The 25215-nt window shown below is 71.1% G+C and carries 24 protein-coding genes and 5 tRNA genes; 16 read left to right on the forward strand and 13 right to left on the reverse strand.

What is annotated here, in order from left to right:
- Window positions 1–49 precede the first annotated feature (49 nt).
- Window positions 50–847, reverse strand: a complete 798-nt coding sequence (locus AB0947_RS16655; protein ID WP_366751060.1) for an SAM-dependent methyltransferase — start codon at window positions 845–847, stop codon at window positions 50–52.
- Window positions 848–1463: 616 nt separating this feature from the next.
- On the opposite strand from AB0947_RS16655, the gene AB0947_RS16660 reads away from it, so the two are divergent.
- On the forward strand, window positions 1464–2168 hold the full coding sequence (locus AB0947_RS16660; RefSeq protein ID WP_366751061.1) for an SDR family oxidoreductase: 705 nt from the start codon (window positions 1464–1466) through the stop codon (window positions 2166–2168).
- 191 nt (window positions 2169–2359) lie between these two features.
- Here AB0947_RS16660 and AB0947_RS16665 read toward each other — a convergent pair whose 3' ends face one another.
- From AB0947_RS16665 to AB0947_RS16700, 8 genes are all read right to left on the reverse strand, one after another.
- Window positions 2360–2941 (reverse strand): ATP/GTP-binding protein, encoded by a 582-nt coding sequence (locus AB0947_RS16665; RefSeq protein ID WP_014675207.1) that lies wholly within the window; start codon window positions 2939–2941, stop codon window positions 2360–2362.
- The gene (locus AB0947_RS16670; protein ID WP_366751062.1) at window positions 2922–3491 is read right to left on the reverse strand and encodes a DUF742 domain-containing protein; all 570 of its coding nucleotides are present in this window, start codon (window positions 3489–3491) and stop codon (window positions 2922–2924) included. Before AB0947_RS16670 ends, AB0947_RS16665 begins: the two co-directional genes overlap by 20 nt.
- A gap of 94 nt (window positions 3492–3585) precedes the next feature.
- Complete coding sequence (locus AB0947_RS16675; RefSeq protein WP_004983065.1) at window positions 3586–3999, reverse strand: roadblock/LC7 domain-containing protein; 414 nt, start codon at window positions 3997–3999, stop codon at window positions 3586–3588.
- A gap of 10 nt (window positions 4000–4009) precedes the next feature.
- On the reverse strand, window positions 4010–7252 hold the full coding sequence (locus AB0947_RS16680; protein WP_366751063.1) for a nitrate- and nitrite sensing domain-containing protein: 3243 nt from the start codon (window positions 7250–7252) through the stop codon (window positions 4010–4012).
- A gap of 398 nt (window positions 7253–7650) precedes the next feature.
- Window positions 7651–8226, reverse strand: coding sequence for an ATP/GTP-binding protein (locus AB0947_RS16685; RefSeq protein WP_014675211.1), 576 nt, complete (start codon window positions 8224–8226; stop codon window positions 7651–7653).
- Window positions 8207–8605 (reverse strand): DUF742 domain-containing protein, encoded by a 399-nt coding sequence (locus AB0947_RS16690; protein ID WP_009190816.1) that lies wholly within the window; start codon window positions 8603–8605, stop codon window positions 8207–8209. Before AB0947_RS16690 ends, AB0947_RS16685 begins: the two co-directional genes overlap by 20 nt.
- Window positions 8606–8716: 111 nt before the next feature.
- Window positions 8717–9130 carry a roadblock/LC7 domain-containing protein gene (locus AB0947_RS16695; RefSeq protein ID WP_014675212.1) on the reverse strand — a complete coding sequence of 138 codons (414 nt, stop codon included), beginning with the start codon at window positions 9128–9130 and terminating at the stop codon, window positions 8717–8719.
- A 9-nt stretch (window positions 9131–9139) separates the two neighbouring features.
- Window positions 9140–13048, reverse strand: coding sequence for a nitrate- and nitrite sensing domain-containing protein (locus AB0947_RS16700; protein WP_366751064.1), 3909 nt, complete (start codon window positions 13046–13048; stop codon window positions 9140–9142).
- Window positions 13049–13615: 567 nt separating this feature from the next.
- Here AB0947_RS16700 and AB0947_RS16705 point away from each other — a divergent pair.
- From AB0947_RS16705 to AB0947_RS16750, 10 genes are all read left to right on the forward strand, one after another.
- Window positions 13616–13810 carry a hypothetical protein gene (locus AB0947_RS16705; RefSeq protein ID WP_366751065.1) on the forward strand — a complete coding sequence of 65 codons (195 nt, stop codon included), beginning with the start codon at window positions 13616–13618 and terminating at the stop codon, window positions 13808–13810.
- 220 nt (window positions 13811–14030) lie between these two features.
- Window positions 14031–14816 carry a fumarylacetoacetate hydrolase family protein gene (locus AB0947_RS16710; RefSeq protein WP_366751066.1) on the forward strand — a complete coding sequence of 262 codons (786 nt, stop codon included), beginning with the start codon at window positions 14031–14033 and terminating at the stop codon, window positions 14814–14816.
- Window positions 14809–16290: a glutamate--tRNA ligase gene (gene gltX, locus AB0947_RS16715; RefSeq protein ID WP_366751067.1), complete on the forward strand. Its 1482-nt coding sequence runs from the start codon at window positions 14809–14811 to the stop codon at window positions 16288–16290. Before AB0947_RS16710 ends, gltX begins: the two co-directional genes overlap by 8 nt.
- 125 nt (window positions 16291–16415) lie before the next feature.
- Window positions 16416–17090, forward strand: coding sequence for a DUF4241 domain-containing protein (locus AB0947_RS16720; RefSeq protein WP_366751068.1), 675 nt, complete (start codon window positions 16416–16418; stop codon window positions 17088–17090).
- A 66-nt stretch (window positions 17091–17156) separates the two neighbouring features.
- Window positions 17157–17888 carry an HAD family hydrolase gene (locus AB0947_RS16725; protein WP_366751069.1) on the forward strand — a complete coding sequence of 244 codons (732 nt, stop codon included), beginning with the start codon at window positions 17157–17159 and terminating at the stop codon, window positions 17886–17888.
- A 90-nt stretch (window positions 17889–17978) separates the two neighbouring features.
- A tRNA-Gln gene (locus AB0947_RS16730) sits at window positions 17979–18050 on the forward strand.
- A gap of 21 nt (window positions 18051–18071) precedes the next feature.
- Window positions 18072–18144 (forward strand) — tRNA-Glu (locus tag AB0947_RS16735).
- Window positions 18145–18173: 29 nt separating this feature from the next.
- Window positions 18174–18246: transfer RNA gene (locus tag AB0947_RS16740), tRNA-Glu, on the forward strand.
- Window positions 18247–18267: 21 nt separating this feature from the next.
- Window positions 18268–18339: transfer RNA gene (locus AB0947_RS16745), tRNA-Gln, on the forward strand.
- Between the two features lie 28 nt (window positions 18340–18367).
- Window positions 18368–18440 (forward strand) — tRNA-Glu (locus tag AB0947_RS16750).
- 51 nt (window positions 18441–18491) lie between these two features.
- On the opposite strand, the gene AB0947_RS16755 is transcribed toward AB0947_RS16750, so the two are convergent.
- Window positions 18492–19136, reverse strand: coding sequence for a MerR family transcriptional regulator (locus AB0947_RS16755; protein WP_366751070.1), 645 nt, complete (start codon window positions 19134–19136; stop codon window positions 18492–18494).
- 80 nt (window positions 19137–19216) lie between these two features.
- On the opposite strand from AB0947_RS16755, the gene AB0947_RS16760 reads away from it, so the two are divergent.
- On the forward strand, window positions 19217–19714 hold the full coding sequence (locus AB0947_RS16760) for a DUF4188 domain-containing protein (protein ID WP_366751071.1): 498 nt from the start codon (window positions 19217–19219) through the stop codon (window positions 19712–19714).
- Window positions 19715–19801: 87 nt separating this feature from the next.
- On the opposite strand, the gene ndgR is transcribed toward AB0947_RS16760, so the two are convergent.
- Window positions 19802–20518: an IclR family transcriptional regulator NdgR gene (ndgR, locus tag AB0947_RS16765; protein WP_014675221.1), complete on the reverse strand. Its 717-nt coding sequence runs from the start codon at window positions 20516–20518 to the stop codon at window positions 19802–19804.
- A 208-nt stretch (window positions 20519–20726) separates the two neighbouring features.
- Here ndgR and leuC point away from each other — a divergent pair, with 208 nt between their 5' ends.
- From leuC to AB0947_RS16785, 4 genes are all read left to right on the forward strand, one after another.
- Window positions 20727–22145: a 3-isopropylmalate dehydratase large subunit gene (gene leuC / locus AB0947_RS16770; RefSeq protein ID WP_366751072.1), complete on the forward strand. Its 1419-nt coding sequence runs from the start codon at window positions 20727–20729 to the stop codon at window positions 22143–22145.
- 5 nt (window positions 22146–22150) lie between these two features.
- Window positions 22151–22744, forward strand: coding sequence for a 3-isopropylmalate dehydratase small subunit (gene leuD, locus AB0947_RS16775; RefSeq protein ID WP_366751073.1), 594 nt, complete (start codon window positions 22151–22153; stop codon window positions 22742–22744).
- Between the two features lie 273 nt (window positions 22745–23017).
- Entirely contained in the window at window positions 23018–23248 is a 231-nt protein-coding gene (locus AB0947_RS16780; protein WP_171152489.1) for a hypothetical protein, read from the forward strand.
- Between the two features lie 136 nt (window positions 23249–23384).
- Complete coding sequence (locus tag AB0947_RS16785; protein WP_366751074.1) at window positions 23385–24047, forward strand: HU family DNA-binding protein; 663 nt, start codon at window positions 23385–23387, stop codon at window positions 24045–24047.
- A 70-nt stretch (window positions 24048–24117) separates the two neighbouring features.
- Here AB0947_RS16785 and AB0947_RS16790 read toward each other — a convergent pair whose 3' ends face one another.
- Together AB0947_RS16790 and cofC are read right to left on the reverse strand one after the other, a co-directional pair.
- The gene (locus AB0947_RS16790) at window positions 24118–24321 is read right to left on the reverse strand and encodes a hypothetical protein (protein WP_014675226.1); all 204 of its coding nucleotides are present in this window, start codon (window positions 24319–24321) and stop codon (window positions 24118–24120) included.
- Between the two features lie 163 nt (window positions 24322–24484).
- Window positions 24485–25123 (reverse strand): 2-phospho-L-lactate guanylyltransferase, encoded by a 639-nt coding sequence (gene cofC / locus AB0947_RS16795; protein ID WP_366751075.1) that lies wholly within the window; start codon window positions 25121–25123, stop codon window positions 24485–24487.
- Between the last annotated feature and the right edge of the window lie 92 nt (window positions 25124–25215).

Consider the following 25215-nt stretch of genomic DNA (forward strand, 5'->3'; position numbering starts at 1 on the left):
GCCGGCCCACGCACCCGCGCACCGCGAGGACCGTGCGCGGGTCCGTCGGTCAGGCGGTCTTGCGGGCCACGCCGCCGTAGAAGCCGATCTCCGCCGAGTGGGGCGGCGGCGGGGTGTCCGGGCGCCAGAAGGGCACCTGGGCCAGGCCCGGTTCGACGAGGTCGAAGCCCTCGAAGAACCGCTCCACCTCCGCGCGGGTGCGCAGGTTCAGGGAGGCGGTCGCGTTGGAGTACACGGCCTGCGCGGCGCTGCGGTCGGCGAAGTCGCCGGTGGCGTGCGAGAGCACCAGGAAACTGCCCGCGGGCAACGCGTCGCGCAGGGTGGCGACGATCTCGGCGGGCCGGTCCTCGTCGGTGAGGAAGTGCAGGATGGCGACGAGGAGCAGGGCGACCGGCTGGTCGAAGTCGATGAGCTGGCGGACGTCGGGGTGGTCCAGGACGGACCGCGGTTCCCGCAGGTCGCCCAGGATGATGCGGGTCGTGCCGGACCGGCTGAGCAGGGCGTTGCCGTGCGCGGCCACGATCGGGTCGTTGTCCACGTAGGCCACGCGGACGTCCGGGGCCACCGACTGCGCGACCTCGTGCACGTTGGGCGAGGTGGGCAGCCCGGTGCCGATGTCCAGGATCTGGCGGACCCCGCTGCCGACGACGTACCGGACGGCGCGCTGCAGGAAGGCCCGGTTGGCCCGGACACCGATCCGTGCCTCGGGTGCGGCGGTGGCGAGTCGGTCGCCTGCCTCCTGGTCCACCTCGTAGTTGTCCTTGCCGCCCAGCAGGTAGTCGTAGATCCGCGCGGGGTGCGGTTTGCTGGTGTCGATGTCCACGGCCTCGAAGCCGTCCTGTGTCACGCTGAGCTCCTCTCGACGACCGTCACGGCCTCGGTCCGCGCACGGCCGGGCACAGCTTCCCACACCACCGCTCAACTTCCGTCACCGCGTCGGGAGTTCCCGCAGGTTGCCGACGTCTTGGGGCGAGAGGGCCGCCGGTGCCGCACCCGCGCCGCGCGCGCCGGTGCCGGGCCGCGCGGACGGCGCCTCACCCGGCCGGACCTTCCCGGGTGGCCCGCACGGGCCCGGCGCCGCAGGGTCGGAACAGGACCGGGATCCCGGCACGTCCGCCGAGGGCGGACCCCACGGACCGGCACGTCGCTGCCGCGCGGCGGTGGCGGGCCGGTCCGGCGGGCGCGGGGAACGGCGAATCCATGCGCTCGGGCCGTTCCCCGCCCCGCCGGACACCGCCCGCTCGCACCGCTCGCACCGCCCGCCCGAGCCACCCGGTCGCGCCCCCCGAGCCGTCCGGTCGCGCCGACCGGTCGATTCCGGTCGATCCGAACCGGCGTAGGCATCCGCACCAGCCCGTGCGTGGCGCACGCCCGCACATGTGCGCGTCCCGGCGGGCTTGCTTCGGGAAACCGATCGGTTTACCGTGAGGGAAACAGATCGGTTTCCAATTTTGGAGAGAGACATGACGTCGATCAAGAACTCTGTCGCGCTGGTCACCGGCGGCAGCCGCGGACTGGGCAAGGCGCTGGTGGAGGAGCTGTACGCCCGGGGAGCCGCAAAGGTGTACGCCACGGCCCGTGACCCGCGCAGCGTCACGCACCCCGACGCCGTGCCTCTCGCCCTGGAGGTCACCGATCCCGCGTCCGTCGCGGCAGCGGCGGCGCAGGCCGAGGACGTCACCGTCCTGGTCAACAACGCCGGCATCTCGGTCGGCGCGCACTCCTTCCTGGACGCCGCGCTGGAGGACGTGCGCCGGGAGTTCGAGACCAACTTCTACGGACCGCTGCTGGTCACCCGCGCCTTCGTGCCGGCCATCGAGCGCAACGGCGGCGGACACCTCCTCAACGTCCACTCCGTCCTGTCCTGGATCGGCGTCGCCGGCTCGTACAGCGCCACCAAGGCGGCCCTGTGGTCGCAGACCAACACGCTCCGCCTGGAGCTGAGGGACCGGGGCATCGGGGTCACCGGCCTGCACGTCGGCTACGTCGACACCGACATGGCCGCACACGTGGACGGCCCCAAGTCCGCCCCCCGGGACGTCGCCGCGCTCGCCCTCGACGGCGTGGAGGCCGGGGCGTACGAGGTGCTGGCGGACGACATCAGCCGGCAGGTCAAGGCGGGACTGTCCGCGGACCTGGCCGCGCTGTACCCCCAGCTGTCGGCCTAGACTAGGGCCTGTCTGACAATTCGCGTCTGCCGCGCGACGCCATGCACGCACTCTCGCCGCACCGGCCCCAGACCCAAGTACGTCCAGTACGAGGGCCTGAGGCCGGCGCCCCGAGAGCACGCACCTGACGCCGCGCGGCCGCCCTCCGGGCGACGACGCGAATTGTCAGACAGGCCCTCGCGCGGGACCGGCTAGCGCAGGCGGGCCATCAGGGCGTGTTCCACCAGGGTGATCAGCGCGCTCTTGGCGTCCGCGCGGTGGCGGGCGTCCGTGGTGATGATCGGGGTGTCCGGGCCGATCTGCAGGGCTTCCCGTACTTCGTCCGGGGTGTAGGGCTGCTGGCCGTCGAAGCCGTTGAGGGCGATGACGAAGGGCAGGCCCGAGTTCTCGAAGTAGTCGACCGCGGGGAAGCAGTCGGCGAGGCGGCGGGTGTCGACGAGGACGATCGCGCCGATGGCGCCGCGGACCAGGTCGTCCCACATGAACCAGAAGCGGTCCTGGCCGGGGGTGCCGAACAGGTACAGGATCAGGTCCTGGTCCAGGGTGATGCGGCCGAAGTCCATGGCGACGGTGGTCGTCGTCTTGTCCCCGGTGTGGGTGAGGTCGTCGATGCCGGCCGAAGCGGACGTCATGACGGCCTCTGTGCGCAGCGGGTTGATCTCCGAGACGGCGCCGACGAACGTGGTCTTGCCCACGCCGAAGCCGCCCGCCACCACGATCTTCGCGGAGGTGGTGGAGCGGGAAGGACCGCCGCTAGAGCTTGCGAAGTCCACTGAGCACCCTTTCGAGCAGTGTCACGTCAGGCTGGCCACCGGCGTTCTCGTCGCCGCCGGGCTGATGGATGGCGACCAGGCCCGCCTCCGCCAAGTCGGCGACGAGGATCCTGGCCACGCCGAGGGGGATCGTGAGAAGGGCCGAGATCTCGGCCACCGACTTGATCTCCCGGCAGAGATTGCAGATCCGCTGATGCTCGGGCAGTTGACCCTGCATCTGGTGCGGAGCGGCGGTGGTGTGCACCAGTGCCTCGATGGCGAGCTGGTAGCGCGGGCGGGTCCGGCCGCCGGTCATGGCGTACGGACGCACCAAGGGGTTGTTGGACGCCGAGGCCGGTGCCGGCTCGGGGCGGCGCTGCGGCTGGACCGGCTGGATGCGCGGCGCCGGAGGCTGGTCGTACGGCGACGGGCCCGGACCCTGGGGGGCGTACGGCTGCCGGTGGCGGGGAGCGGAGGGGAAGTTGTACGGGTTCGCCGAGCCGTCGCCCTGGCCCTGTGCGGGGCCGTACGACCAGTTGCCCGAAGACGAACCGCCTGGGGGTGTTGCCACTTTCTCCTCCTCCGACTGCGCCGGGCACCCATTCCTGGGGAACCGCGTCCCGAAACCTTACGGCCCCGGGACGCGAATACGCACCGTCCGATTATTAGTTGAGAAGGCTTCCCTGGAGTTCCGCACGGAGATCCGGGGTGAGGACCGTGCCCGCGCGGTCCACCAGAAGGGCCATCTCGTACCCGATGAGGCCGATGTCCGCCTCCGGGTGGGCCAGGACCGCGAGCGAGGAACCGTCGGAGATGGACATGATGAAGAGGAATCCCCGCTCCATCTCCACAACCGTCTGATTCACGCTGCCTCCCTCGAAGATCCGGGAGGCACCTGCCGTCAGAGACGTCAAACCGGAGGCGACGGCCGCGAGCTGGTCGGCGCGGTCGCGGGGGAAGCCTTCGGACATCGCCAGAAGGAGTCCGTCGGCGGAGACCACCACCGTGTGGGACACCCCCGGGGTGTTGTCCACGAAGTTGGTGATCAACCAGTTCAGGTTCTGTGCCGCCTGGCTCATCGGGCTCACACTAACGCTCCTGGTTGTAGGTGCTGTCAGGACCGAAGCCCTGGCCGTTCGTTTCACTGCCTGCGCTGCGTCCGCGCTGGACGCCCCGGCGCAGGTTGCTCAGCCTGCCCCGGACGTCCTCCGGGGCGCGGGAGACCTGTGGGCCTCCCTGGGGGGTGGTCTCGGCGGAACCCTCGACCAGATTGGCCTTGGGCACCCGCCGCGGCAGGCCCGAGGCGGTGACCCCGCCTGCCTTGGGCTTCCGGAGCTGTGCGGCCTGCTGCCACCGCTCGTCGTTCGCCGAACGCCAGCTGCTCTGGCCGCCCGTCCCCGGAGCGTTCCCCGGTGCGGGAGCCGGCGCCTCCTGCTGCACGCGGGCCGTGCCGTTCGCGGAGCCGGCGCCGTGGGAGTCGCTCGCGGAACCACCGCGGCGGGGCAGCCCGGCGTCGGTCAGCGCGTGCTCGGCGGGAGAGGCCGTTCCCGGACGGTCGAAGCCTACGCGGTTCCGCTCGCTCGCGTCAGCGGCCCCCGAGGATTCCGTTTCCGGAGCGTACTGGGCCGGATAGCCGTTCTGGTAGCCGTCCTGCTGGGGCCAGTCGTCCTGGTAGGACGTCGTCTGGGCAGGCTCCGCATACGGCGACGCGGGCTCCGGGTAACCGCCGCCTGCGGAGAAGCCGTCGTGCTGCGGCGCCTCGCCGTTCGGCGCGTAGTACCGCTCGTCGTAGGACTGCTGCTCGTACTGCTGCTCGTACGACGTGTGCTGCGGCTGCTCCTCGTACGCCTGCCGCGGCTGCTCCCCGTAGACCGGAGCCTCGTACGACTGCTGCTGCTGTTCCTGGTACGCCTGCTGCTGCCCGGTGAACGGGTCCGTGTACCCGGCGGGCGTCTCGGCGGTTTCCTGCCGCGGCTCGGCGGGCTGCTGGCCGTGGTTCTGGGCCTCCAGAGCGGCGCGGCGCTCCTCGCGCATCAGCGAGCGGCCCACGGGGTCCAGGTCGCGGATGTCGTCGGGGACCTGCGGGTACTGGCTGTCGTCGAAGCCCAGCTCGGCGGCGGTGCGCATCGGCTGCTGCTGGCCGAAGCTCTCACCCTGGAACTGCTGCTCCGGGATGATCTGCGAGACGGTGAACTCCTCGCGGTCCAGCGGGGCCTCGCCGCCACCGCCGTGCGTGATCGCGTCCGGCAGCATGACCAGGGACGTCGTGCCGGCCTGCTCGCCCGAGGGGCGCAGCTGGACCCGGATGCCGTGCCGGTCGGACAGCCGGCCGACCACGAACAGGCCCATGCGCTGCGAGATCGCGGCGTCCACGGTCGGCGGGTTGGCCAGCTTGTGGTTGATGTCCGCGAAGTCCTCGGCGGTCAGACCGATGCCCTTGTCGTGGATCTCGATCATCACGCGGCCGTCGGGGAGACGGGTCGCGGTGACGCGGACCTTGGTCTGCGGGGAGGAGAACGTGGTGGCGTTCTCCAGCAGCTCGGCCAGCAGGTGCACGAGGTCGGTGACCGCGCGGCCGTGGATCTCGGCCTCCGGCACGCCCGACAGCTCGATGCGCTCGTACTGCTCCACCTCGGAGGAGGCGGCGCGCAGCACGTCGACGAGGGGCACGGGCTGGTCCCAGCGGCGGCCGGGCTCCTCGCCCGCGAGGACCAGGAGGTTCTCGCCGTTGCGGCGCATACGGGTGGCCAGGTGGTCCAGCTTGAAGAGGTTCTCCAGCTGGTCCGGGTCGGCCTCGTTGTTCTCCAGGTCGGTGATGAGGGTCAGCTGGCCCTCGATCAGCGACTGGTTGCGGCGCGAGAGGTTGGTGAAGATCGCGTTGATGTTGCCCCGCAGCAGGGCCTGCTCGGAGGCGAGCCGGACCGCCTCGCGGTGGACCTGGTCGAAGGCGCGGGCGACCTCGCCGATCTCGTCCTTGGTGGTGATCGGGATCGGCGCGACCCGGGTGTCGACCCGGCCGGGGTCGGTGCGGGAGAGCTGGTCGACCAGCATCGGCAGCCGCTGCTCGGCGATGCCGAAGGCGGCGTTGCGCAGCTGGCGCATCGAGCGGCTCATCTGGCGCGCCACCGCACCGGCCAGGATGAAGGCCAGCAGCAGCGCGATCACGACGGCGGCACCGGTGATGAACGCCGAGGTCTTGGCGTCGTCGGCGATGGCCGAGGCCTCGTTCACCGCCTTGTCGGCCATGTCCGACTCGATCTGTCGGTAGGCCTTGTACTTCAGCGTGTTGACCGCCCACCAGTTGTCGGCGGTGATGCCGCCCGCCGCCAACTGGTCGCGGGTGGCGGTGCTGGTGTCCTTCATCGTGGCGACCGCGGTCACGAGCTGGGTCAGCTCGGAGGGCGGGGCGACGTACTGCGGGTTGCTCGCCTTGGCCTTCTGCACCATGGCGGCGGCGTCCGTCTTGATCTTCTGTTCCGCGTCGCTCAGCTTCTGCGCGTCGCCCTCGGTGCCACCGCCGAGGTACTCCTCCCGGGCGATGCGCTCCAGGTAGGCGTACGAGGACAGGGAGACCCGCTGGGTCGCGAGGTTCGGGGCGTCCGGGCCGGGCTTGACCAGCAGATGGGTGCCGATCGAACGCTCCAGCGACAGTGCCGCCTTGGTCAGCGAGATGGCGTAGACGGTACGGCCGTAGGAGGTGATGTTCCCGGTGCCCAGACCGAGTTCGTTGGCGAACTCCATCAGGGGGTGGCTGACCTCGACGTAGCCCTCTTCGGTCGTCACGCCGGTCGCCTTGGAGGTGTAGGCGAGCTGCCGCAGCTGCGCCAGCTTGGGCTCGGTCTCGCGGAACAGCTTCAGCCGGCGCTGCAGGCCGGACGTGGCGGGCATGCTCTTCGTCGCCTGGTCGAAGGCGTCGGCGGCCTGGTCCGTGGCCTTGCGGGCGTTGTCGACGACCGCCTTGCTCTGGGCGTCCTTCTTGTTCAGCAGCAGCGGTGCCGCGGTGACGTCGCGCTCGCTCTCCAGCGCGTCGGCGTAGGTGAGGGCGGCACGCACGAGAAGGGCAGTGTTCTCGGCGTCGCGGGCCTGCTGCCAGGTGTCGATCGAGCTCTTCACCTGGAAGCCGCCCATGACGAGACCGACGGCCACGGGTATGAGCAGGATGGCGTTCAGCCGGGTCGGCACCCGCCAGTTCCGGGGGGAGAGACGACCGCCGCTGGGCGCGGGAGCGGCCGCCGGTTCCGCAGCGGGAACGGGGGTGGGCGCCGCAGCGCGCGGCGGCGGGGTGAAGTTGCCCCGTGCCGACGGCTCGGGACCGTTCTTGCTTCGCCTCACTCGACCAACAACCTCTCGGCGGTCGGCACCTACGTCGTGCCGCAGTCTCTCAGAGCCCGGTTCGCCATCGACCACCAGTACGTACTCGGTACGTACTCAGTACGTCTTCGACCATTGGGCAGTTCAGGCATTCCAGCACGTGGACCAGTGCACTTCCAAACAGTGGGAACCCGGTGACGGAGCGGTTGTAAGCGACAGATAAAACGGTCATAAAGAGCGAGCCCCGCCAAAAGGCGGGGCGTTCGTACGCACAGCGGCACCACACGACCGCGTCGCGTGGTGATGCCGGGCGATTCCTCTGCCGAACTGTTATGAACACCGGAGCCGACCGTGTCAAAGGCCACAGTCGGCTCCGCACCCCCTACGACAACTGCCGTACGGACCGTTGTACTTGAGTGTTACTTCAGCCGTGCCATCAGGGCGTGTTCCACCAGGGTGATCAGCGCGCTCTTGGCGTCCGCGCGGTGGCGGGCGTCCGTGGTGATGATCGGGGTGTCCGGGCCGATCTGCAGGGCTTCCCGTACTTCGTCCGGGGTGTAGGGCTGCTGGCCGTCGAAGCCGTTGAGGGCGATGACGAAGGGCAGGCCCGAGTTCTCGAAGTAGTCGACCGCGGGGAAGCAGTCGGCGAGGCGGCGGGTGTCGACGAGGACGACGGCACCGATGGCGCCGCGGACCAGGTCGTCCCACATGAACCAGAAGCGGTCCTGGCCGGGGGTGCCGAACAGGTAGAGGATCAGGTCCTGGTCCAGGGTGATGCGGCCGAAGTCCATGGCGACGGTGGTCGTCGTCTTGTCCCCGGTGTGGGTGAGGTCGTCGATGCCGGCCGAAGCGGACGTCATGACGGCCTCTGTGCGCAGCGGGTTGATCTCCGAGACGGCGCCGACGAACGTGGTCTTGCCCACGCCGAAGCCGCCCGCCACCACGATCTTCGCGGAGGTGGTGGCCCGGCCCCCGTCAGAGCTTGCGAAGTCCACTGAGCACCCTTTCGAGCAGCGTCACGTCCGGTGCGCCGCCGTTGTTCTCGTCCCCACCCGGCTGGTGGATGGCGACCAGGCCGGCCTCGGCGAGGTCGGCCACCAGGATCCGGGCCACACCGAGCGGCATGGCCAGCAGCGCGGAGACCTCCGCGACCGACTTGACCTCGCGGCACAGGTGGCAGATGCGCTGGTGCTCCGGGAGCAGCCCCATGAGCGCTGCCGGGTCGGCCGTGGTGCTGATCAGCGCCTCGATGGCGAGCTGGTAGCGAGGCCTGGTCCGGCCGCCGGTCATGGCGTACGGCCTCACCAGCGGCTGGTCCCCCTCGTCCCCGTACGGCTCCGCGTACGGATCATGATGGGCGGTGGGCGGGGTCATGAATCCTCCGGGCGGGACAGCAAGTCGGTCAGTCAAGCCGTCTGACGGGGCCGGTGGGGGGATTGTGGCGGCCGGACGGTGTTTTCGTGAGGCGGGTGGTGCCGGGGGCGGTCAGTGAAGCAGACTTCCCTGGAGTTCGGCGCGCAGGTCCGGAGTGAGGACCGCCCCTGCGCGGTCGACGAGCAGTGCCATCTCGTAGCCGACGAGACCGATGTCCGCCTCGGGATGGGCCAGGACCGCGAGGGACGACCCGTCCGAGATGGACATCAGGAACAGGAACCCGCGTTCCATCTCGACGACCGTCTGTGCCACGGTGCCGCCCTCGAAGATCCGGGACGCCCCGGCCGTCAGCGACGTCAGACCGGACGCGACGGCCGCGAGCTGGTCGGCGCGGTCCCGAGGGAAGCCCTCGGACATCGCCAGCAGAAGGCCGTCGGCGGAGACCACCACGGTGTGGGACACCCCAGGGGTGTTGTCCACGAAGTTGGTGATCAACCAGTTCAGGTTCTGTGCCGCCTGGCTCATCGGACTCAACTAACGCTCCTGCTGGTGAGTGGGGCTCGGGAAGCTGCCGGTCTGGCCGCTGCCGGCCTGACGGCCCTGAGCGATGCCCCGACGGAGATTGGTCAGCCGTCCGCGCACGTCGTCAGGCGCGCGCGAGACCTGCGGACCGCTTTGGTGCTGTTGCTGCTGTGCCGTGCCCGGCACGAGGTTCGCCCGGGGGACGCGGCGCGGCAGGCCGGAGGTGGTGACCCCGCCGGCCGCGGGCTGACGGACGCGTTCGGCCTGCCGGACGAGTTCGTCGTTCGGCGAGGTACGCCAGGAGCCGTTGCCGTTGCCGTTGGCGCTGCCGTTGTTGCCGGCGGGCGCGGGACGCTGCGGAGCGGGCGCCTGCGGCTGCCGCTGCGCGGGCGCTTCCTCCTGCTGCTGACCGTGGAACCAGTTGGTCTCCAGCGTGTCGTACAGCGGGGTACGGCCGTCACCCGGGCCGCTGGCCGGCGGCAGGGCCCATCCGTCACCCGGCGCCTGGTCGGCGCCCCGGTTGCCGGGCTCCTGCTGGACCGGACGCTGCTGCGGGGCCGGCGGACGGGGGGCGCCGAAGTCGGCGCGGGCCGGCTGCGGGCGCTCGAACTGACCGGTGTGACCGGGGTTCTGGCGGCCGGGCAGAGCGTGCTGCCCGGTGGAGCCTGCGTCGTAGCCGGTGTCGTAGCCGGTGTCGTACCCCTGCGGAGACTGCTGGACCGGGAACTGACCCGTGTGCCGAGCGCCCTCGTCCTGCCGCCCGGGCGCCGGCGTGCCGAACACGTCGGAGCGGACGTACGAGCCGTTGCCCTGCTGGTCGCCGCCGTCGAAGCGGCCCTGCTGCCGGCCGTCGTCGGGGAGCCCGAACTGGCCGGTGTCCTGGGGGCTTTCGGGCCGCGGGAACTGGCCGGTCTGCTGGAGGTTCTCGGGCCGCGGGAACTGGCCGGTCTGCTGGAAGCTGTCGGGCCGCGCGAACTGGCCCGTGTTCTGGGCGCCTTCCGGACGCCCGTACTGGCCGCCCTGCTGGGCGGAGTCCGGGCGGGCGAACTGACCCGTGGGCGAGCCGCCGTTCAGCTCGGCGCGCGGGAACTCGCCGGTCGCGGCCGGTCCCTGGGCGTCGATCCGCGGCATCTCCGCGGTCGAGCCCGGCCCCTGCCGGTCGTCCACGCGCGGCATGTGCGCGGTCTGCGCCGGGTCCTGCTCGTCGTGGCCGCGCGGGGTGTCCAGCGAGGCACGCGACAGCGGGGACTGGGCGTCGCTCCAGTCCGGCGTACGGGACTGCGGGTCACCGCCGGGCAGTTCGGCCCGCGGGCCGCCGCGCGGCGGGAGCTGGGGCCGGCGGCCCTGGTCGGGGGCGCCGCCGGACCGCTTCCGGCCGCGGCCGCCGAAGACGTCCTGCTGGGGGCCGGCCGGGTTCGCGGCCTGGAGGCCCTGCGGGGCGCCCGGAGCCTGACCGCCGAAGCCGCCCGCTCCGGCACCGGCCGGCGCCGGCCGCCCGCCCTGGGGACCGCGGGCGCCGGGACGGCCGCCCTGGCCCGTGCCGGGCAGCGCGGCCCGGGAACCCTGGGCGGAGCCGGCCTGGCCACGCGGGCCGGGACCACCGAGCAGACCGCCACCGCCCTGGGCGCCGCCGTTGCCGGCGGTCTGCCGCCGGGCCGCGGCCGCACCGGCGGCGGCCTGCGCGGCGGCGGGACCACCGGTCGAGACGGGGGCGCCGGGCTTGCCCGGAGCGGGCTTCTTGCCGCCCTGGGCGACGTCCACGGGCAGCATGACCAGCGCGGTCGTGCCACCGGAGTCGGACGGACGCAGCTGGATGCGGATGCCGTGCCGCTGGGACAGCCGGCCGACCACGAACAGGCCCATGCGGCGGGAGACGGAGACGTCCACGGTGGGCGGCGAGGCGAGCCGCTCGTTGATCGCCGCGAGGTCCTCGGGGGAGAGGCCGATACCGGTGTCGTGGATCTCGATCAGGACGCGGCCGTCGGGCAGCGCGTGACCGGTGACCTTGACCTTGGTCTGCGGCGAGGAGAACGAGGTCGCGTTCTCCAGCAGCTCGGCGAGCAGGTGCACGAGGTCGTTGACGACCCGGCCGGCCACCTCGGTGGTGGGGACGGAGGCCAGCTCGATGCGCTCGTACTGCTCCACCTCGGACGCGGCGGCGCGGAGCACGTCGACCAGCGGGACCGGGCGGGTCCAGCGCCGGCCGGGCTCCTCACCCGCGAGGACGAGGAGGTTCTCACCGTTACGGCGCATACGCGTCGCGAGGTGGTCGAGCTTGAAGAGCGAGGACAGCTGGTCCGGGTCGGCCTCGCGGGACTCCAGTTCGGAGATGAGCGAGAGCTGGCGCTGGATCAGGCCCTGGGAGCGGCGCGAGAGGTTGGTGAACATCGCGTTGACGTTGCCCCGCAGCAGGGCCTGCTCGGCGGCGAGGCGGACCGCCTCGCGGTGCACGTCGTCGAAGGCCGCGGCCACCTGGCCGATCTCGTCCCGGGAGTGCACACCGACCGACTCGACGGAGGTGTCGACGTCCTGCGGGTCCGACTCCGACAGCTGCTTGACCAGCTCGGGCAGGCGGTCCTGGGCGACCTTGGTCGCGGTCTCCTGGAGCCGGCGCAGCGAGCGGATCATGGACCGGGCGACGACGAACGCGCCGACCAGCGAGACACCGAGCACGAGCAGGATCAGCGCACCGGAGATGATCGCGTCACGCTGGGTGGCGCTCTTGAGCTCGCGCGCCTTCTGCTCCATCTCCTCCAGGAGCGTGCGCTCGATCTTCTTCATCTGCTCGATCTTGGTCGAGCTGTCGTCCACCCAGTCCTTGTAGGACCGCGCCGGGAGCTGCTGGAGGCCGTCCGGGGACTCGAAGGAGCGCTTGGCGTAGGTGTCGGCGGACTCGATCGTCGGGTTGCCCTCGTCGATCGGCTTGAGCAGTTCCTCGGCGTTCTGGCTGGCGTAGATCTTCCGGAAGATCGCCAGCTCCGAGCCCTCGCTCTCGTAGGCCGACTGGCCGTAGAGGCGGTCGTTCTCGGTGAGGTCGCCCTTGGTGCTGGTGGTCGCCGGCAGCGCGGCGGCGATCATCGCGCGCTGCACGGAGGCGTACTCCTTGGCGGTGGAGAAGGCCGCCAGGGCGCGGGTGCGCGAGATCATCTCCGGGTTGCTGGACGCCTCGGCCATGTCCTGGGAGAGGCCGATCAGCTGGGTGATGAGCCGGTGGTAGGACTCGACGGTCTGGGTCGCGTTGTCCTTGGACGTGTAGGCCGACTTGCGGATCTTGGCGAGGTCGTCCAGCTGGTTGGCGAGGCCGACCAGCGCGTCGCGGACGCCCTGGAGATTGCCGTCCTTGCTGGCCGCGTCGATCTGCTCGGAGGAGTCGAGGAAGTTCTCCCGGGCCCGGTCGGTCTTCTGCTGGTAGGCCTTGATCTGGTAGTCGTTCGCCTTCAGGCCGCCGTGCGACAGGGGACCGGCGGACTGGTCGCGCTCCTCCTGGAGCGCGTGGGCCAGCTCGGTGGCCTGCTTGGTCATCTCCGTCAGCAGCTTCATGTTGTCGAGCTGCTGGATGTCCTCGACGGACTGGTCGATGCGCAGCGCGCCGAGCGAGGTGGCCGCGACCACCGGCAGCGCGAGCAGCGACACCAGGCGGGTGGAGATGCGCCAGTTGCGCAGGGCGAGCCGCGAACCGGTGCCGGTCGGGCCCTGCGCGGGCTTCACCGGCGGCGCCGGGTCGCCCGAGGGCGTCACGGTCGCGGAAGCCGCCGAGGCCGGCGCGCCCGGACGCCCGGCGCGCTCACCGCCGTCCGGGGCCTGGCCCTGGCCCGGGTTCTGGGCGTGCTGGGGCGAGGAGCTGACGGCCTTGGGGCCAGTCCCGCCGTGCGGCTCCGGCTCCGCCGAAGCGCTGCCATCCCTCTTGAAACGTCCCTGCACTAGCGTCGCAACCTCTGGACCAGGCGCCCCTCCGCGTGAACGGAGGGACACGGTGTCGGCGTTGTGGGAAGCGCCCTGAATACGCCCCCCGGGTGGTCTTGAGTGACCGGCGCTGGTTCCCCCCTGTCTCGCCGCCGCTCGGCGCTGTACGCGCCCCCTGCGCCGGTTCATCCCGCGGCGGTCCGTGGAATTCCAGCACAGTGCAGGATCTCCAACAAGGGCAGTGAGCCGAGCTGTGACCTCCGTGACGGCCCGTGAGTGCCGGGTTACCAGCAGTGGAACCGGATCTTGGGCATAACGGGCGTACCCATGCGAGACGCCGCGCGGCGCCCTCTGTCCCAGTCGCCATGATCAGGAGCGGAATGGTGGCTTCAGGGGGTCAATGTCCGTTTCTCCAGGGCGGGTTGCCGGTCGGAATTGACCGGTTTGCCCGCGACTTCGTGAGCAAACTCACACGCGACTCGTAGGGAGTTGGCGCCTTCGTCGGGGAATCGGATGTTTAGCCTGACGCTTTACAAGAGGGACGACTCTGCCAACCACCCGACCAGAGGGCACAGGACGACAACGGTGAAGACGACGATGATGTTCCACAAGATCGCCAACCCGCGGCGCACGACCCTGGCGCACCTGAAGGACACCGGCGAACTCCACACGCCCGAGCTGCCGGAGCACTCCGTCGACCTGCCCGCCCAGACCGCCAACCCCAGGCGCACCGTCCTGATGGAGGTCCCGGCCGGCGCGGGCGCCCCGGCCGGCGAGTGACCGACGGCTGTGCCGGGCGCGGCCGGAAGGACCACGGCGGTCCCTTCCGGCCGCGCCCGCTTGTACGGCCCGGCGCGCCGGCCGCGGCGGCCATGCCCCCGCCCGCCCCGGTGACCCGCTTCTGACCTGCGGCGATGCCCCCGGAAGCGAACAACTTCGCATAGCTCCGATAACCTGAGGCGTCAGTACGCCGGTTCTCAGATAGGGGCGCGAGCATCCCGTGCGCATCGCCAGGTTCTCCATCGACGGGAACGTAGCCTTCGGCGCGGTCGAGGGCGACAAGCAGGACGAACTCGTCCTCGACATCATCAAGGGCATCCCGTTCGCGGACTTCGAGCTGTCCGGGACGAAGGTGCCGCTGAGCAAGGTCAGGCTGCTCCCGCCGGTGCTCCCCAACAAGGTCGTGGCCTTCGGCCGCAACTACGCCGAGCACGCGCGCGAACTGGGCAACGACGTGCCCGAGGCGCCCTTCGCCTTCTTCAAGCCGTCCACCTCCGTGATCGGCCCCGGCGACGACATCCAGTACCCCTCGTTCTCGCGGGAACTGCACCACGAGGCCGAGCTGGCCGTCGTCATCGGCCGCCTGTGCCGCGAGGTCCCGCGCGAGCGCGTCAAGGACGTGATCTTCGGCTACACCTGCGCCAACGACGTCACCGCCCGCGACGTGCAGAAGCGCGAGAAGCAGTGGGCGCGGGCCAAGGGCTTCGACACCTCCTGCCCGCTCGGCCCCTGGGTGGAGACCGGCCTCACGGTCGACGCCGCCAACGACCTCACCGTCCAGCTCACGGTCAACGGCGAACAGCGCCAGCTCGGCCGCACGAGCGAGATGATCCACCCCATCGAGGACCTGATCGTCAACATCTCCGAGGCCATGACGCTGCTCCCCGGCGACGTGATCCTCACCGGCACCCCCGCGGGGGTCGGCCCCCTGAGCGTCGGCGACGAGGTCGCCGTCACCATCGAAGGCATCGGCACTCTCACCAACAAGGTTGTCAAGCGTGGCTAGCGCACCCGGCTCCGTACGCGTCCGTTTCTGCCCCTCGCCCACCGGTAACCCCCACGTGGGCCTGGTCCGCACCGCCCTGTTCAACTGGGCGTTCGCCCGGCACCACCAGGGCACCCTGGTCTTCCGCATCGAGGACACCGACGCGGCCCGCGACTCGGAGGAGTCGTACAACCAGCTGCTCGACGCGATGCGCTGGCTCGGCTTCGACTGGGACGAGGGCCCCGAGGTCGGCGGACCGCACGCGCCGTACCGCCAGTCGCAGCGCATGGACATCTACGCCGACGTCGCGCGCAAGCTGCTGGACGGCGGCCACGCCTACCACTGCTACTGCTCCCAGGAGGAGCTGGACACCCGCCGCGAGGCCGCCCGCGCCGCCGGCCGGCCCTCCGGCTACGACGGCCACTGCCGCGACCTGAGCGCCGAGCAGATCGAGGAGTACAAGGCCCAGGGCCGCACCCCGATCGTCCGCTTCCGGATGCCGGACGAGACGATCACCTTCACCGACCTGGTCCGCGGCGAGCTGACCTTCACCCCGGAGAACGTGCCCGACTACGGCATCGTCCGCGCGAACGGCGCCCCGCTGTACACGCTGGTCAACCCGGTCGACGACGCGCTGATGGAGATCACCCACGTCCTGCGCGGCGAGGACCTGCTCTCCTCCACCCCGCGCCAGATCGCGCTGTACAAGGCGCTGATCGAGCTGGGCATCGCGCAGCAGGTCCCGCGCTTCGGCCACCTGCCGTACGTCATGGGCGAGGGCAACAAGAAGCTCTCCAAGCGCGACCCGCAGTCGTCCCTCAACCTCTACCGCGAGCGCGGCTTCCTGCCCGAGGGCCTGCTCAACTACCTGTCCCTGCTGGGCTGGTCGCTCTCCGCGGACCAGGACATCTTCTCGATCGAGGAGATGGTCCGGGCCTTCGACGTCGCCGACGTGAACCCCAACCCGGCGCGCTTCGACCTGAAGAAGTGCGAGGCGATCAACGCCGACCACATCCGCATGCTGGACGTGAAGGAGTTCACCGAGCGCTGCCGCCCCTGGCTGAAGGCCCCGTTCGCGCCCTGGGCGCCGGAGGACTTCGACGAGGCCAAGTGGCAGGCGATCGCCCCGCACGCCCAGACCCGGCTGAAGGTGCTGTCCGAGATCACCGACAACGTCGACTTCCTGTTCCTGCCGGAGCCGGTCTTCGACGAGGCCTCGTGGACCAAGGCGATGAAGGAGGGCTCCGACGCCCTGCTGCGCACCGCCCGCGAGAAGCTTCAGGCGGCGGACTGGTCCTCGGCCGAGTCGCTCAAGGAGGCCGTCCTGGCCGCCGGCGAGGCGCACGGCCTCAAGCTCGGCAAGGCCCAGGCCCCGGTCCGGGTGGCCGTCACCGGCCGCACCGTCGGCCTGCCGCTCTTCGAGTCCCTGGAGATCCTGGGCAAGGAGAAGACCCTGGCCCGCGTCGACGCGGCGCTGGCCAGGCTGACGGCGTAGGCGCACGCGTACCCGGGGGCGGTGGCCGTACGGCTGCCGCCCCTTCGGCATGCCTGTCAGTGGGCCGCACTAGTGTTCCGGCTCACACGGCTCGCGCAGCGAGCGGGATCGAGGAGGGCGCCGTCATGCCGATGAGTCCGCGGGACTACACCTGGCTGTTCACCCCGGGCAGCACGTTCGCCTACGAGTCCGGGACCACGGGTGTGATCCACCTGGCCGACGGCGGCGAGCTGGACCTGCCCACCGGCCGGGTCGTCGCGAGCGACCCGTTCGTCTACCTCGGCAGCGGCGACGTCGAGCCCTTCACGGCCACCGTCGAGCCCGGCCGCTACCGCGTCGACGCGGCCGTCGCGACCCTCACCCGGCCCGGCGAGCCCCCGTCCGGGATACCCCACCTGCGCGTGGCCGCCGCCCGCCTCGTCATCCGCGACGAGCCGGCCGTCACCTGGGAACTGGCCCTGCTCCCCGGCCAGGACCCCGCCGGACTGGGGGACGACGAGTTCTACGGGTACGGCGTCGACGCCGGCACGGGCTGCTTCTACGACGCCTCGGCCGAGGAGGCGTTCCCGGGGACCCAGGAGGAGGAAGGGCCGCTGTGGGACGCGTTCGAGAACAGCGACTGGTCGGCGGGGCCGCACCTGGTCAGGTCCGCGGACGGCGGACACAGCCTGGCCGCGTTCACCTCCGGCTGGGGCGACGGCTGCTACCCCACCTGGACGGGCCGCTCGGCGTCGGGTGAGGTCACCTGCTTCGTGACGGACTTCTTCGTGGCCCCGGACCCGGCCTGTGAGCAGGTCTGACCGGGCCCGACGGGCAACGGTCCGGTTCCCCGGCGCCCCGGCGGGCGCGGCGGTACCGTCGGTCGTATGACGATCAGAGCCGTGGTCTGGGACGTGGACGACACCCTGTTCGACTACACGACCGCCGACCGGGAGGGCATGCGGGCCCACCTCGCGGTGGAGGGGCTGCTCGCCGGCCACAGCAGCGCCGAGGCCGCGCTGGCCCGGTGGCGGGAGATCACCGAGCAGCAGTGGGCGCGCTACGCCGCCGGCGAGACCACCTTCCAGGACCAGCGGCGCGACCGGGTCCGGGTCTTCCTGGGCAAGGACGTGACCGACGCGGAGGCCGACGACTGGTTCGGGCGGTACATCGGGCACTACGAGGCGGCCTGGAGCGTCTTCCCGGACGTCCTGCCCGCCCTGGAGGCCCTCGCGGCCAGCCACCGGCACGCGGTGCTGTCCAACTCCAGCGTGGCCGTCCAGGAGCACAAGCTGCGCAGGCTCGGCCTGCTCCACCGGTTCGAGTCCGTGCTGTGCGCCGCCGAGCTGGGCGTCTCCAAGCCGAAGCCGGGCGCCTTCCTGGCCTCCTGCGAGGCGCTGGGGCTGCCCCCGCACGAGGTGGCGTACGTCGGCGACCACCCCGAGATAGACGGGCGGGGTGCCGCCGAGGCCGGGCTGCTGTCGGTGTGGATCGACCGCGGGGCGGCCTACGCGCGAGCCGCCGGGGAGGTCGTGGCGCACCGGATCTCGACCCTCGCCGAACTCCCGGCGCTCGTCCGCTCGGATAGCCGTTTTGGAGCCCCGTCCACCTTCGGGTAATGTTCTTCCTGCGCCGAGGGGCGCGGGCCGCAAGGCCGGAGCCCCGCGGAGCAAGCTAGAACGAGAACCCCGTAGGGGCTTGAGTTCCAGTGGCCTATGGTGTAATTGGCAGCACGACTGATTCTGGTTCAGTTAGTCTTGGTTCGAGTCCAGGTAGGCCAGCTCGCAGAGCTTATCTGCAAAGCCCCCGTTGTGTAGCGGCCTAGCACGCTGCCCTCTCAAGGCAGTAGCGCCGGTTCGAATCCGGTCGGGGGTACTGATCTCGACCTCGTCGGGATCGCTAGGGCCCCCGTTGTGTAGCGGCCTAGCACGCCGCCCTCTCAAGGCGGTAGCGCCGGTTCGAATCCGGTCGGGGGTACTGACTGGTCTAAACCATCATTGGTCTATGGTGTAATTGGCAGCACGACTGATTCTGGTTCAGTTAGTCTTGGTTCGAGTCCAGGTAGACCAGCTCGGACCTGCGGAAACGCAGAGTCCACGCCCCCGTTGTGTAGCGGCCTAGCACGCCGCCCTCTCAAGGCGGTAGCGCCGGTTCGAATCCGGTCGGGGGTACGTACAGGGAAGGCCCTCCATGTCAGTGGGGGGCCTTCGCCGTGCCCGGCGCTACTCGAAGCCGTACCGCCGGGCCGACTCCTCCTCCTGGGCCAGCCGGCGCAGGGCCTGCAGGATCGGTTCGGTCAGCACCGCGCCGAGGACCGCCGTCTCCGCCTTCTCCGCCTCCGACGAACGGGTCTCCACGAAGTCCAGATCGAGCCTCGCCGTCCGGTGCATCAACTCGGCGTACGAGACGAGCAGTTCGCCGTCCCAGTCGTAGCCGAGCCGGCGGAACGCGGCGACCGCCACCACCAGGGAGCGGTACGCGGGGGAGATCGTCGTCAGCAGCCTCGCGTTCGACCAGCCCAGCCGGTCCAGCAACTCGTCCGCCTCCCGGCGCGCGGCCCGGACGTACGCGTCGTCCTCGTCGGGCTCCGGCACCTGCGGCAGCGCCCACAGGGCCGCGCCCAGCCGGATCGTGCGGCCCAGGGACTCGTCGTCGACGTGGCGCAGCACCTCCCGGACCGTGGCCACCGGGAGCCCGCCGACCTGGATCATCGCGCGGACCAGCCGCAGCCGGCGCAGGTGCGCCTCGTCGTAGTCGGCCGTCGTCGCGTTGACCCGGCGGCCCGGCGGCAACAGGCCCTCGCGCAGGTAGTACTTGATCGTCGCGGTGGCCACACCGCTGCGTCTGCTCAGTTCGGCGAGCCGCATGTCTTGCGCTCCTTGTGGGATACCGCCACTATCCAAGCAGTGCCCGTTGGATAGTGCCGCTCACCTATGAGGGGGCCGTCATGGTGTCCCGTACGACCGCCGACGCGAAGGGCGACGTCGTCGTCCTGCTGATCGGCATGCGCGTCAACCGCTTCCGGGCCGTCCACCTGTGGCTGCCGGTGATGCTCGCGATGCTGCGGATGCTGCGGGAACTGGAGAAGGACCCCGCGCGCGGACTGCTGGCCAAGGTGCTGCTGACGGCGTCACCGCGCACGTACTACGTCGTGCAGTACTGGGAGTCCAAGGACAAGCTGTACGCCTACGCGACCGCGCCGGACGCCTTCCACCACCAGGTCTGGGCCCGGATCAACCGCAAGGAGCGGGCCGGGAAGCTGCGCGGGCAGGTCGGGATCTGGCACGAGGCGTACGTCGTGCCGGAGGGGTCCTACGAGGCGGTCTACGGGGACATGCCGGCGTTCGGACTGGCCGCCGCGCACGGGCAGGTGCCGCTGGAGGAGCGGGGGCGGTACGCGAGGGACCGGTTCGCGTGCCGGTCGGGCGGTGATGTGCGCGCGTAGGCGCCGTGGGGGGAGTCCGCCCGGGGTGCGAAGGGGCCGCCGCGGCGTTGGGGCGGCCGCTTCCCGGCCCGAGCGGTTCCGCCGCTCTCAGCCCGAGCGGCGCAGGGCCTCCGAGAGGCGGCCCGCCGCGTCGATGACCGCCTGGGCGTGCATGCGGCCCGGGTGACGGGTCAGGCGCTCGATGGGGCCCGAGACGGAGACGGCGGCCACCACGCGGTTGGAGGGGCCGCGCACGGGCGCGGAGACGGACGCGACGCCCGGCTCGCGCTCGCCGATGGACTGGGCCCAGCCGCGCCGCCGTACGCCCGACAGGGCCGTCGCCGTGAAGCGGGCGCCCTGCAGGCCCCGGTGCAGGCGCTCCGGCTCCTCCCAGGCGAGCAGGATCTGCGCCGAGGAACCCGCCTTCATCGTGAGCGTGGAGCCGACCGGGACGGTGTCCCGCAGACCGGACAGGCGTTCCGCCGCGGCCACACAGATCCGCATGTCACCCTGGCGACGGTAGAGCTGCGCGCTCTCACCGGTGACATCACGGAGGTGGGTGAGCACGGGGCCCGCCGTCGCGAGCAGGCGGTCCTCGCCCGCGGCCGCCGCGAGCTCCGCGAGGCGCGGACCGAGGATGAACCGGCCCTGCATGTCGCGTGCCACCATGCGGTGGTGTTCCAGGGCCACGGCCAGGCGGTGGGCCGTGGGTCGTGCCAGTCCGGTCGCGCCGACCAGACCCGCGAGGGTGGCCGGACCGGACTCCAGAGCGCTCAGGACGAGGGCCGCCTTGTCCAGAACGCCGACGCCGCTACTGTTGTCCATGCAACGATACTCACGTCTCACTCTGTGAAACGCAAGTTCAATTTTCCGTGGAACGCGCCACCCTTGAATCACACAGCGGCCCGCAGACGAACGGGCCTGGCGGTGGACGCCCGGAATCACGACGTTCAGGGGCCCCGAGACGGGCAGGCCACCGCTGCTGAAGATCTCTAGTTGGGTCGGTGGACGCTTGCCGGCCGGAGGGAAAGCGATGGGTAGGACACTCGCGGAGAAGGTCTGGGACGACCATGTCGTCCGGCGCGCCGAGGGCGAGCCCGACCTCCTCTACATCGATCTGCACCTGCTGCACGAGGTGACCAGCCCGCAGGCCTTCGACGGGCTCCGCAAGAACGGCCGCCGGGTGCGCCGCCTCGACCTCACCATCGCGACCGAGGACCACAACACCCCGACCCTCGACATCGACAAGCCCATCGCGGACCCCGTCTCGCGGGCCCAGCTGGAGACCCTGCGCAAGAACTGCGCCGAGTTCGGGGTGCGGCTGCACCCGCTGGGCGACGTCGAGCAGGGCGTCGTCCACGTCGTCGGCCCGCAGCTGGGCCTGACCCAGCCCGGCACCACCGTGGTCTGCGGTGACTCGCACACCTCCACGCACGGCGCGTTCGGCGCGCTGGCGTTCGGCATCGGCACCTCGCAGGTCGAGCACGTGCTGGCCACCCAGACGCTGCCCCTGGCCCGCCCGAAGACCATGGCGATCACGGTCGACGGCGAGCTGCCCGAGGGCGTCACCGCCAAGGACCTGATCCTGGCGATCATCGCGAAGATCGGCACCGGCGGCGGTCAGGGCTACATCCTGGAGTATCGCGGCTCCGCCATCGAGAAGCTCTCGATGGAGGCCCGGATGACCATCTGCAACATGTCGATCGAGGCCGGCGCCCGCGCGGGCATGATCGCCCCCGACGAGACCACCTTCGCCTACCTCAAGGGCCGTCCGCACGCCCCCGAGGGCGCCGACTGGGACGCGGCGGTCGCGTACTGGAAGACGCTGCGCACGGACGAGGACGCCGTCTTCGACGCCGAGGTCGTCATCGACGCCGCCGAGCTGTCGCCGTTCGTGACCTGGGGCACCAACCCCGGCCAGGGCGCACCGCTTTCGGCGCACGTCCCCGACCCCGCTTCGTACGAAGACGCCTCGGAGCGCCTGGCCGCCGAAAAGGCCCTGGAGTACATGGGGTTGGAGGCGGGGCAGCCGCTGCGGTCCATCACCGTGGACACCGTCTTCGTAGGCTCGTGCACCAACGGCCGCATCGAGGACCTGCGCGCCGCCGCCGACCTGCTGCGGGGCCGCAAAGTCGCCGACGGCGTACGGATGCTGGTCGTGCCCGGCTCGGCGCGGGTGGGTCTGCAGGCCGTCTCCGAGGGCCTGGACGTGGTCTTCAAGGAGGCCGGCGCCGAATGGCGGCACGCGGGCTGCTCGATGTGCCTGGGCATGAACCCCGACCAGCTGGCCCCCGGCGAGCGCTCCGCCTCCACCTCCAACCGCAACTTCGAGGGCCGGCAGGGCAAGGGCGGCCGTACCCACCTGGTGTCACCGCAGGTCGCGGCGGCCACCGCCGTCCTGGGCCACCTGGCCTCCCCGGCCGACCTGACCGACGTCCCCGCTGGAGTCTGAGAATCATGGAAGCCTTCACCACCCACACCGGCCGGGCCGTCCCGCTGCGCCGCAGCAACGTCGACACCGACCAGATCATCCCTGCTCACTGGCTCAAGAAGGTCACCCGGGACGGTTTCGAGGACGGGCTGTTCGAGGCCTGGCGCAAGGACCCCGAGTTCGTCCTCAACCGCCCCGAGCGGCAGGGCGCCACCGTCCTGGTCGCCGGCCCCGACTTCGGCACCGGCTCCTCCCGCGAGCACGCCGTCTGGGCGCTGCAGAACTACGGCTTCAAGGCCGTGATCTCCTCCCGCTTCGCCGACATCTTCCGTGGCAACTCGCTGAAGAACGGCCTGCTCACCGTCGTCCTGGACCAGAAGACCGTCGACGCCCTGTGGGAGATCGTCGAAGCGGACCCCACGGCTGAGGTCACTGTGGACCTTGAGGCGCGTGAGGTGCGCGCGGCGGGCATCACCGCCCCCTTCGAGCTGGACGAGAACTCCCGCTGGCGGCTGCTCAACGGCCTGGACGACATCTCCCTCACCCTCCGCAACGAGGACGAGATCGCCGCCTACGAGGCCGGACGGCCCGCCTACAAGCCGCGGACGCTCCAGGCCTGATCCGGAGCCGGCCGGCCCCCGCGAAGGTCAGGTTTCGGCCACTCCAACACCCCCTCTGTACCCCCGATCGCCACGATTGGGGGTACAGCCATGTCTGCACCCGAACGGCCCTGCGACTCCGCCCCGGTCCGCTCAACTTCCCACGTTACGCGGGCTGTTGTCCGGGTAGGTGAGTGCTGTGTTCGTGTCTTCCGCAAGTGCCTGGAAGGCCATTTGAGGCGGTAGTTGCACCCTGCGCAGGCGACAACTCGCCCCAGATGGCACAATCTGTGCATGGAACACGACGGCCAACTCCAGCTCTACACGGCGGTCGCGAACCAGCTCAAGGAAGCGCACGCAAGGGTGCGCGCACTGCAAGTCCCGGAGGGCGTACGGATGGCGCTGACCCGGAAGCTGCTGGTCATTACGGCCGCGGCCAAGCACGATCTCGCCGACGCGGCAAGGCGGCTCGATCGGTTCACGGCGGATCTCGACGCGGGCCGGGTCCCCGAAGAGGACCGCTGAACCGTCCGGGACAGCCGAGTCCGTTGCGGCACAAGGGTGATAAGCCCGTTTCGTGTTTGATTTGCGGTATATATCTGCCTAACGTGCGAAAAAGCTTGAACACTTTCGTTCTGGCGATGTCTCCGAAGGGGAAGACGTGAACAAGGCGCAGCTCGTAGAAGCGATTGCCGACAAGTTGGGCGGCCGCCAGCAGGCCGCAGACGCTGTCGATCATGTTCTGGACGCCATCGTCCGCGCGGTCGTCGCGGGCGAGCGGGTCTCCGTCACCGGCTTCGGGTCCTTCGAGAAGGTGGACCGCCCCGCCCGCTACGCGCGCAACCCTCAGACGGGCGAGCGGGTTCGGGTCAAGAAGACCTCGGTGCCGCGCTTCCGCGCCGGTCAGGGCTTCAAGGACCTGGTGAGCGGTTCGAAGAAGCTCCCCCGCGGGGGCGAGGTTGCGGTCAAGAAGGCGCCGAAGGGCAGCCTGTCCGGCCCGCCGCCCACCATCGCGAAGGCCGTCGGCAAGAAGGCCGCCGCCAAGAAGACGGCGGGTGCGGCGAAGAAGACCGCGGGCACCGCGGCGAAGAAGACGGCGGCGAAGAAGACCACCGCCGCCGCGAAGAAGACCACGGCGAAGAAGGCTCCCGCCAAGAAGACCACGGCGACCGCCAAGACCGCCGCGACGAAGACCGCCGCCAAGAAGACGACGGCCCAGAAGGCTCCGGCGAAGAAGGTCACCGCCAAGAAGGCCCCGGCGAAGAAGTCGACGGCCCGCAAGACCACCGCCAAGAAGACCACCGCCCGCAAGGCGACGTCGTAAGGCCGCCAGGGCATTCACGCGCCGGGCCGGGCTCCCCAGGGAGCCCGGCCCGCGGTGTGTGTAAGGACGGTCAGAGGGTTTGAAGGGTTACGAGGGTGATCCGCAGGGCGCCGCCCTCGGACTCCGTCTCGATCCGCACCCGCTGTCCCGGCCGCAGCAGCCGCAGTCCGCCCCGGTCGAACGCCGCCGCGTCGAAGGGCACCGGGGTGCCGTCGTCGAGGAGCACCTGGCCGCTGCGGGTCTCCGGGTCGTAGGTGTAGGCGGTCGCTTGCATGGCCGCCAGCGTAGTGCCTGCGCCGGCTCGCCGTCGGGGGTGCGCGTCGTACGCCGGCCGCCGGCCGTCACGGGCCGCTCGCGCCCACGCGGCGGAGCCGCACGTCGGTACGGCCCCGTGCCCTCTCGGCGCTTTCGATAGGGCCCGTGCCCTTTCGGGCGCTTCAGGGGCCCGGGATGAGGAGTCCCGCCGACGCCGCCGCCGTATGCGGGCCCACGCCCAGTGTCAGCGCCGCCCGCAGGTCCGCGGCCGTGTCGACGTCCTGGCGGACCGAATCCACCTCCGCGAGCCCGAGTTCCACCGCCCCGGAGGCCCGGTGGCGGGCACGGGAATCGAGGCCGAACGCCGGCCGCAATTCACGATCACCGGCCGCCGCCAGCAAAGTCGTGCCCAGTGCCGCCGCGTCCGCGAGAAAGGCGCGCGGGAATTGCGAGGCCGCCGCCAGAACCCGGGACAGTTCCGCCGGACGCAGGGCCGGCAGATCGGCGTTCAGGGCCGCCACCGCGGCGCCGGGACGGACCGCGCGCACGACGGCCGCGCCGTGCGCCAGCGCCGCGTTCAGGCCGCTGCCGGGGGTGTCGGGCACGATGCGCGCGCCCAGCGCGGCCAGCTCCCGGCCGGCCAGTTCGTCGTCCGTGACGACCGCCACATCCGACACCGCCGGACATGCCACCGCCGCCGCCACCGTGTCCTGCGCGAACGCCAGGGCCAGGCCCGGCCGCACCCCGTCGTCGGCGGTGTCCGCGAGCCTGCTCTTGGCCCGCGCCAGGGGCTTCAGGGGGATGACCAAGGTCCACTGCACCGGCGTACCGTCCCTCTCTAGTCGCGCTCATTGTCCCCCGCGCCCTCCGGCGCCGCGGGAGGCGGGGCGTACGGTGTTCTCGACAGACCGGC

The sequence above is a fragment of the Streptomyces sp. NPDC047841 genome (assembly GCF_040704085.1).
Taxonomy (GTDB): Bacteria; Actinomycetota; Actinomycetes; order Streptomycetales; family Streptomycetaceae; genus Streptomyces; species Streptomyces argyrophylli.